Source organism: Marinitoga sp. 1135 (genome assembly GCF_013363245.1).
GTDB lineage: Bacteria > Thermotogota > Thermotogae > Petrotogales > Petrotogaceae > Marinitoga > Marinitoga piezophila.
Window position 1 is genome coordinate 138,733 of sequence record NZ_LBEZ01000019.1, and the last position, 9,674, is coordinate 148,406.

A 9,674-nucleotide genomic window follows, 5' to 3' on the forward strand; every position below is an offset into this window, starting at 1 on the left:
CATTTATGATAGCCCCATTTTATTTTTTGCTTTTATCGAAAATATTTTTTAAACCTGAAATATCCTCTACACGTGTAGCAGAAATATTTTCTTTCATAATGCTATCATAAACCTCTTCACGGTAGATCTTAAAGTCTTTTGGACCATCAAATCCCAATTTTATTGCATTCCCTTCAACAGATAATACCTTTAATTTTAAAATTTTATTGTCTATCATTATTGTTATACCTTCATCTATTTTTCTTGATAAGACTAACATATCACGCACCCCTTTCATTATCAGGTGCCTGATTTTTAAGTATTTTGTCGCTTCTTTCTATTTCTTCTTTTACATTGTGTTTTAAATGATATTCATCATTGTCTAAAATTAACTGGACACCTTTTTTATTTATTTTTGAGATAATAAGAGGAGCTTTTAAATTGACTGTTATATTGTCTGGATCGCCCTGAGGAATGGTCATAATTGCAAATATCTGAGCATCTTCTGGTTTGGAAATCTCGAGATATTCAACCATGTCTTTTGGTAAATCAAATGTGTAATCCACACGTACAAGTACCGGATCAATTACAGGGAATGAAATAGCTTCATCTTCAAGTGATAAAAGCCATTGTATAGGGAATGTATCTTTTGAAAAGTGTATATAAAACTTTTTGAGGTTTTCAAATCCGGGAATTCCAAATTCAAATGTAATTACATCTTCATCTGCAATTTCCAATTCTCCAAATCTTGTATTGTATTTTTTCTTTTTTTCAGTGAATTTTGAAACTTCTTTTATCTGCCTTTCAAGCATTTTCTGGCTTAATAATATCTCATCATTAACGCTATGTTTTACTGAAAGATTTTCATCGTCTAATATATACTGTAAACCTTTATTTGTTTTTTTGGATATTACCAGAGGAGCTTTTAAATTTACAGTTGCATTTTCAGGATTTTCCTGAGGTATAGTCATAATGGCAAATAATGCAGCATCTTCTGGTGAGTCTATTCCAAGTGTTTTTACAACATTTTCAGGAATCTTTGCAACATAATCAACCTTTATTAATTTTGGATCTATAATAGGAAATGCAACAAGTTCATCTTCCAGTGATAATAGCCACATTATTGGATAAGTATCCTCTGCAGTTAATATAACGAATTTTTTTAAATTTTCAAATCCAGGAATACCTTTATCAAAAACTATTACTTCGCTATCATCTACTTCAATTTCTCCTATACGTGTTTTATACATTTTTAATGCCACTTTGTCTTTCCCCCTTATCTAATGAAATCCACAAGGGATTGTGGAAGTATTTGTGCTGTAGTTTTTAATGCTGCCTGTAATATATTTTGTTCTAAAGTAAAATCACTAAATGCTTTTGTCATATCTGTTCCAATAAGTTCATTTATTATATCTGTATTGTTATCAACAACTCTTTCAAACCTTTTTTCCATTGATTCGAGCATGTTATCGGTACTACCAACTCTTGCAAGGTTTGCATTTACTTTGTTTAATATTTCATCAAGAGATCCAAGATCTCTTTCTATATTTTCATCGCTATTTTTATCGGCATTTTCAACAGAGTCAATTAATCTGTCTAAAATTCCAAATACCGTTTCGCCTGAATCTGTTCTAAAAACATCATAAACGGTGACTCCGTATTCTATTTCCACATGTTCTAATGGAAGTTTTGCACGAACATTTGCTTCTCGTGGAGTATTTATAATAATTTTATTGTTATCTTTTCTTACTGGAGGTAAATCTGTTTTAGCTCCACCAAAGATATATTTTCCATTAATTTGTGTATTTGCGATTTTATATAAATGATCCTTTAATTGCTTTAATTCTTCAGCTATATGCTGCCTATCTTCCAGTGTTTGAGTATCATTTGCAGCTTTTACAGTTAATTCTTTTATTCTATGATTGACATCCTGCATTTCCTGTAAAGCAGTGTCATAATAGACAAGTACTGAACGTGTATTTTTTATATTGTTTATGTATTCATTTAATACTCTGTTTCTTCCCATAAGATAACTGCTTTTTCCAGCTGCCACAGGATCATCAGAAGGTTTTCTTACCCTTTTTCCAGTGGAAAGCTGCTCACTTAATTCTTCTCTTTTAAGCATAGAATTCCTTATATCGTTTAAAGCTCTGTTAGCTATCATTGATTGAGTTATTCTCATATTAACTCACCTCTTTTCTATCGCATAAGCCCGTTGATAATTCTGTCTAACATATTGTCCACAACATTGATAACTTTGGCAGCGGCATTAAATGCCTGTTGATATTTTATAAGATTTGTCATTTCTTCATCAAGCGACACGCCCTTTACGCTTTCTCTTTGATTATAAAATTCCGTTTTTAAACTATCACTATTTATTTCCATTCTTTTTGCTTTTTCTCCTGAAATACCAACATCAGTAATTATATCTGAAAGATAATCTTCAAAATCATGGCGTCCATCTGATAATAATTTTGTAGATTTAAGCAAATAACCATCTTCCCATAATGTCGATGAATGTTCCCCGGAAGGTATAATGCTGTCAATATCTCCGTCATAATCTGTATCCACCATTTTTCCAAGGTCCATTGCAAGCATATCCGGGTTATTAAGTAGATAATCCTTTACACTTAGATTTTTTGCAACGCTGGTATCATCTGATAAAATAAATTTAGATGTATATTTTAATCTTTCTGCTAAATCTGATATATCCATAGTTTTATCAATTAATGAAAAATGTTCCGAATATGGTTGTGATGGATCATCGTGTTTCCATAATCCTAATAATTCAAACAATCTCTCAGGTCCTTTTATTTCTACATTTTTTAAATCATAATTTAAAGTTTTATCTGCTTTAAGCGCAAGTCTTCCTCCTGGAGTGTAAAAAGCGATAAGTCCGGTATTTGTTTCGTTGATTTTATTAACCAATGAATCAAGAGTATCTCTATGAAAATCAATTTGGACCTTTTTCCCCTGAATGGACATAAATGCGCCAAAATCAAGGAAGTCCATTCTCCATTTAAGGTCATCATCTGATTTTAAGGTTAATTTAGCGGCAGTTGTATTTGCTGCCCAACCCTGTGAAACGATTTTTCTTGCAGCAGAGTCTTCATCATAATAAAAGTTTTCTATTTTTATTGTATCTGTTCCAATATTTATTTGTATGCTATCTACATTTGCCCAGCTGAAAGTCGAACCATCAGCGCCAGGTAATATTTCAAATTCATCTCCATTTTGCACAATTTGAAATTCATTATTTGTACCAATTGTTGAACCATTTAATGCCCCTTTTGTAATACTTCCAGAATAAGAAGGGGTGGAGTCTTTATAATTTATTGTAAAACTAACAGTATCTGAATTTGAATATTTTGATAAATCAATGCTTTTTGTTTTATATGCATATAATCCAAGAGCATTTTTTAATGAGTTTTCCGAAGTGTCTAAAACAGATAAATTTACATTTGATGAATTCATTTCATGTAACATTCCATTTGGATCGTCTATTACAACGTTATTCATATCTGAATATGCAGAGCTTGTAGGTACTACATATAATTCTCCATTTCTTACAAAAGCTCTTACAAGTTTTAATCCTCCGTCTTTTGTTCCGTCACCATCAGCATCTGTGTTAATTCTATTTGCTATATCATTTAAAGATGTAACTCCATCAAGATTTAAGGTTTCTGTATAATTTCCCGGACCTTTAAATGTCATAATTCCCTGCATTTCCTGAGGAGGAATTTTTGTCCATTTTAAAGCGTTTATATCCTTACTTGGAATTCCCAATTGTTTAAAGAGATTTCTATTAAAGTCTATTATTAGACGATCACTAAAAGCTGAACCACCTTCATTTGCAAAGGTAAGCAATCCTCCATTTTGAGCGCTGTATTTATAATTAAAATTGGCTCTGAATTTTGAACCGGTATTTAATGTATCAAGAGAGTTTCCAGAATTTATTGTTGCTACATAATCAGAAGTATCTTCAAAGCCATCTTCCACACTTATTAACTCTGCAGAACCAAGATCAAAATTAACTTTTATGTCATCTATTGTATTTTGATTAAATTTTAAATAGCTATCTATATAGTTTTTAGGTTGTCCACTTAACATTATATTTCCAGCAATTCTTCTTAATTTATCTGTGGCAAGATTACCTTCTGGTATTTCATTAAAGAAGTTCATTCCTCTAATTGTTCCTGTTAAATCGTATCCTTCTTCGTGAATTAAATTTAACGTGTCATAAAATGTTGCAGCCAATTCATCTAATCTACTTAATTGATCGTTTAAAACATTATCTCTTAATTCGAAGGTGGCTCCTAATGCCCCATCTTTTATTTCCAATAGTCCACTATTAATATATACATAGTTTTTTCCGTCAATATTTTTTACGCTCATTTTTGTGTAATATTCACCATTTAGTATTTCATAATTTTTGAGCATTATGCTAATTTGACCGTCATTTTTTTCTTTTACGGTAAATCCAAATTTTTCAGAGAGATCATCTAATATGGCATCTCTTTTGTCCATTAAATCATTGGCAGTCATACCAACAGAAGTTAATTCTTTAATCTGTTTGTTTAATCCGGAAATTTCTGCTAATTTTGAATTTATATCCTTTACCATTGATTCTATATCAGAATTCAGGTTATCTTTTACTCCTTCAATATCAACATATAGACTCTTTAAATTTTTAGCTAAATTTTGAGCCTTGTATATTAATTCCCTTTTATTTTCAGGAACTGTTGGTTCAGATAAAATTTTATGGATAGAACCCCAGAATTCATCAAAAGACTTTCTTATTCCGTCTTCTGATGGTTCGTTATAAAGTGATTGCACATAATTTAAATTGGAATTCATTGTTTTCCAATATCCATATTCACTGTTATATTTTCTATATTGAACATCAAGAAATTTATCTCTTACCCTTTTTATGGATTCAATCTTTGAACCGGTTCCAAGTTCAAGACCACCCTGGGTTACTGTAACATTGGTGGTAATATTTATTTCTCTTCTGGAGTATTCTGGATTATTGGCATTTGCAATATTTTGAGATATTGCATTCATAGCTGTTTTGTTTGTAAATATCCCAGACATTCCTGTGTGAAGCGTTCCGAATAATGACATTTAAATCACCTCAACCCTGCCAGTTAATTTTATTGGACTGCCCCACATTTTTATATATTCCGTTTTTGTTATATGTAGGAGCAGGTTTTGCAGGTTCCATAAATAGCTTTATTAATATATCGTTGTATTCCATTCTTGCCTTTAATAATTCCTTTAATACTTCAGAAATCGTTGAAACATCAACTAATTTATCTTTTAGATCTAAAAGTATGTCTGTCATTTCTTTATCTTCTTTAAAATATTCAATAAAATCATCTAAAGAGTCTTTAATACCTTTTTCTTTAGCAAAATTGTCAAATAATAAAATCCTCTCCTTTTCAACTTTTGAAAGCTGGAGAGCCAATTTGCTAATCTGGGAAATATCCCTGTTTAATTTTTCAATCTTTTCGCTTTTTAAAATTTTGTCCTTTAAACTTTCCATATAATAAAAAATATCCACGAGGATAGACAACTCCTCGTGGATTATTTTCTTTATATCAATATCCTGATGCATTTTAGAAACCTCCAAGAAGTTTTTCTGCAATCTTGTCAGCATCTATTTTGTATAGTCCTTGGTCTATGGCCTCTTTCATCTCCTCCACGAGGTTCTCCCTGATATCAGGGATTTCATTTTTGGCCATTTCTATATATTTTTTAGAAGAACCGTCAACTGACAACTTTACAGGAGCTGTATCCTGATTAATTATTCTATTTGAATTATGGTTTTTCCCAACCTTTTCATTTTTTAATGATTCATTTTTTACATATTGCTGATAAGCTCCGCCTAATCTGTTTATATCCATAATTACACCTCCAGTAACGGTTCGGTTCGAATCCCGGTCATACTATATATCGTCTAAAATGCATCGGATATTAATGTCTTATAGATATTCCCATTTTTTCAAATAAATTTATAGTTTTTTCTGCTATTCTATTTATTTCATCGTCTGTTAAGGTTCTATCTTTAGCTCTATATGTAACAGTTATTGTGATGCTTGTTTTGCCTTCTTCTATATTTTTTCCTTTATATACGTCAAAAACCTTTATTTCTTCTACAAGTTTTTTTCCTGCTTTTAAAATAGCGTCTTTTATTTCATAGAAGGTTATTTTATCATCAACCAGTAATGAGTAATCTCTTCTCATCGAAGGATATTCAGCATTTACAACAGAATACTTTCTTGTTCCAGAATATAACTCAAATAATTTTTCAATATCTATTTCTGCTATGAATACAGGTTGATTTATGCTATACACATTTTCAGCAATTTCATTTTCTATTTTTCCAAAGAAACCAATTTCTTCTTTACCAGAATAAATTTTTGCGCTTTGCGCAAAGGATAATCCTTCAATATTTTCTCTTTTATATTCTACATCAATATTTAAATAATCGAATAAATTATCTAAAGCGCCTTTAAATGTATAGAATGAAACATTTCTTTTATCTGTGTAGTCATATGGATTTTCTTCACCAACAGCGACAAAGGCCAGTTTTTCTATTTCTTTTACAGAGGTTTCTGATTTTTCGTCATTTAAAAATGTTTTTCCAATTTCAAATAATTTAATATTTCTACTCTGATTTCTAAAGTTATATGATGCAGATTCAAGAATTCCGTATACAAGTAAAGGTCTCATTGTACCTAATTCTGATGAAATAGGATTTTCAAGGAATACTTCTCCTTTTTTTAACCACATTCTTGAATTGTCCATAAAAGCAAAAGTGAAAGCTTCGTTATAACCATTTAATCTCATTAACTCAGAAAGTTTTTCCCTGAATTTAATGTATTTTGAAATACCTCCTACAAGGTTATGGGAAGGCAATACAGAAGGTATATTATGATAACCATAAATTCTTCCAATTTCTTCTACAAGATCTATTTCTTCAAAAATATCAGGTCTTCTTGTAGGAACAGTAACTTCATATCCGTTTTCTTTCTTTTCAAATGTAAAATCGAGTTTTGATAAAGAGTTTTCTATATCATTTTCTGAAATTTCAATTCCCAATCTGTTTGAAACATAAGAAGATCTTACAAAGATTTTCTTTGGTTCTATATATTCTGGATATGCATCTGTCATAGGACCACTGATTTTTCCATTTGCCAGTTCTTTAATTAAGTAGGCTAAACGTCCCATTACAAATTTTGTATCATTTGGGTCAACGCCTCTTTCAAATCGATATGATGAATCTGTTGAGATTTTATGATATCTTGCGCTTTTTCTGATATTTACAGGATCAAAATAAGCTACTTCCAATAATACTCTTTTTGTATTTTCGTTTATGCCTGATTCTTCTCCACCCATAATTCCACCAAGTGCAAGGAATTTATTGCCATCTGTAATTAAGGTTTCTGTTCCGTTTAATTCGTATTCATTTCCGTCTAATAATAATACTTTTTCACCTGCAACAGCTTTTTTTACAACAATTTCGTTTCCAATTAGATCAAGATCAAAAGCATGAACAGGATGTCCAGTTTCGAGCAATACATAATTTGTGATATCTACAATATTATTTATACTTCTTATTCCAGCAGTAGCTAGTCTCTTTACAAGCCATGAAGGTGAAGGTTTTACTTCAACATCTTCTATAACTAAAGCTGCATATCTTTTACAACCTTCATATTCGATTTTAACAGGAAATCCGTTACCTTTTTCAATTTTTTCAATTAAAGGTAATTTTAAATTTTCTGCTGCATCTATAGCTATAAATTCCCTTGCTACACCTAAATAGGATAAGAGATCAGGCCTGTTTGGGAATATCTCTATATCAATTATATCATCTTTTAATTTTAAATATTCAATAAAATCTGTTCCTGGTGCAACTTCCTCAGGAATTCTATAGACAAATTCTGATTTTTCTTCAAGTCCAAGCTCTTCAAGAGAACATAGCATTCCTTCTGAAAGAATTCCTCTCATTTTTCTCGCCTTTATTTTAAAGTTTCCATGTAATACAGCGCCATCAACTGCAACTGGCACAAGGTCATTAACCTTTACCGATTTATCAGCTGTTAAGATTTGTAAATATTTATCTCCGACATTGATTTTACATATTATGATTCTATCTGCATCAGGATGATCCGTTATTTCTTCAACACGGCCTACAATTACACCTTTTAGATTTCTGCCGGAATATTCCACACCTTCCACATTAGTTGAATGTTTTTTTATTTTATCAATAAGTGTTCCAGTATCAACCTTTAAATCTATATAATCTGAGATCCAATTTCTTGATATATTCACCAGAATTCCTCCTTTAAAGCCCTAAAAATCTCATATCGTTCCTATAAAATTCTCTCATATCTGAAATTCCATATTTTAACATAGCTATTCTTTCTATTCCTGTTCCAAAAGCAAATCCCTGCCATTTTTCTGGATCGTATCCAACATTTTTCAACACATTTGGATGAACAAGACCTGCACCGAGTATTTCTATCCAACCAGTCCCTTTACATACATTACAACCTTTTCCGCCACAGAACATACAATCAACATCAACTTCATAACCCGGTTCAACAAATGGGAAATAACTTGGTCTTAATAATACCTTTCTTGAACCGCCAAAATACATAGTTAAAAATTGTTCAAGAGTTGCTTTTAAATGACCAACAGTTACATTTTTATCTATATATAAACCTTCAAATTGATTAAAAGCAGGTGAATGTGTGGCATCTGGTTCATCTTTTCTATAAACTCTTCCAGGTGAGATAATAGCCAATGGAGGTTCGGTGTTTAACATAGTACGAACCTGAACAGGTGATGTGTGTGTTCTCAGGATTATATTATCCTTTCCTTCTATATAAAATGTATCCTGCATATCTCTTGCTGGATGCCATTCTGGCGTATTTAATGCATCAAAGTTATGCCATGTTGTTTCAATTTCTGGACCTTCAACAATTTTATATCCCATACTTGAAAATATTTCATATACATCTCTTATTGTTTGTTTTAATATATGTTCATACCCAATTTTTCTTTTAGCACCTGGTAAGGTTATATCAACCCAACTTTTCTTTTCTTCCATTTCCTTTAAGTGTTGTTTAACCTTTTCCAGACCTTCCTCAAGTATTGCTTCTGCCTCTTTTTTTAAGTTATTTACAAAGGCACCAAATTCCTTTCTCTTTTCAGGTTCGATTTTTCCAATTTCTTTCATTAATTTTGAGATTTCGCCTTTTTTACCGACATATTTTGATTTTAGAACCTGAAATTCCTGAATATTTTTAATTTTATCAATTTCCCCTTTTAGTGATTCAATAATCCTTTCTCTTATATCATTCAATGTGCTTTTCCTCCTTACTAATAATTAATTTTCTATTTTTTTTAGAATTTTTTCTATATCCTGAAATTCAATATCAAAAATGTTATCAATAATTTTTTCAATAACATCATTATCGGCGTAATCCAATTTATAGATTATAGATTCGATTTTATTTCCAAATTTTTTCAATAATAATTTTTTAGCTATCTCTCTTCTACTCTCTTCTTTACCTTCTTTTCTACCTTCTTTTCTACCTTCTTCCAAACCTTCTCTTCTACCTTCTTCTAAACCTTCTATTTTAGCCTTTTCTTTACTTTCTTTTATTGCTTCCTCAACAGTTCTT

General features: G+C 30.9%; 8 protein-coding genes and 1 pseudogene. All 9 read right to left on the minus strand.

Going from position 1 to position 9,674, the window contains the following annotated elements; translation table 11 throughout:
* Window positions 1-19: 19 nt before the first annotated feature.
* Window positions 20-259 (minus strand): carbon storage regulator, encoded by a 240-nt coding sequence (locus tag XO10_RS08895; RefSeq protein WP_041638606.1) that lies wholly within the window; start codon window positions 257-259, stop codon window positions 20-22.
* A 1-nt stretch (window position 260) separates the two neighbouring features.
* Window positions 261-1,241, minus strand: coding sequence for a flagellar assembly protein FliW (fliW, locus tag XO10_RS10525; RefSeq protein WP_014297243.1), 981 nt, complete (start codon window positions 1,239-1,241; stop codon window positions 261-263).
* Window positions 1,242-1,255: 14 nt separating this feature from the next.
* Window positions 1,256-2,161, minus strand: a complete 906-nt coding sequence (flgL, locus tag XO10_RS08910) for a flagellar hook-associated protein FlgL (RefSeq protein ID WP_014297244.1) — start codon at window positions 2,159-2,161, stop codon at window positions 1,256-1,258.
* Window positions 2,162-2,178: 17 nt separating this feature from the next.
* Window positions 2,179-5,103 carry a flagellar hook-associated protein FlgK gene (flgK, locus tag XO10_RS08915; protein WP_014297245.1) on the minus strand — a complete coding sequence of 975 codons (2,925 nt, stop codon included), beginning with the start codon at window positions 5,101-5,103 and terminating at the stop codon, window positions 2,179-2,181.
* Window positions 5,104-5,113: 10 nt separating this feature from the next.
* Window positions 5,114-5,596, minus strand: coding sequence for a flagellar export chaperone FlgN (gene flgN / locus XO10_RS08920; RefSeq protein WP_075780724.1), 483 nt, complete (start codon window positions 5,594-5,596; stop codon window positions 5,114-5,116).
* 1 nt (window position 5,597) lies between these two features.
* The gene (flgM, locus tag XO10_RS08925) at window positions 5,598-5,885 is read right to left on the minus strand and encodes a flagellar biosynthesis anti-sigma factor FlgM (RefSeq protein ID WP_014297247.1); all 288 of its coding nucleotides are present in this window, start codon (window positions 5,883-5,885) and stop codon (window positions 5,598-5,600) included.
* 70 nt (window positions 5,886-5,955) lie between these two features.
* Entirely contained in the window at window positions 5,956-8,316 is a 2,361-nt protein-coding gene (pheT, locus tag XO10_RS08930; RefSeq protein WP_175421411.1) for a phenylalanine--tRNA ligase subunit beta, read from the minus strand.
* Between the two features lie 13 nt (window positions 8,317-8,329).
* Window positions 8,330-9,352 carry a phenylalanine--tRNA ligase subunit alpha gene (locus XO10_RS08935; protein WP_075780726.1) on the minus strand — a complete coding sequence of 341 codons (1,023 nt, stop codon included), beginning with the start codon at window positions 9,350-9,352 and terminating at the stop codon, window positions 8,330-8,332.
* Between the two features lie 24 nt (window positions 9,353-9,376).
* Window positions 9,377-9,674: pseudogene (locus XO10_RS08940) on the minus strand (flagellar biosynthesis protein); the annotation flags it as partial.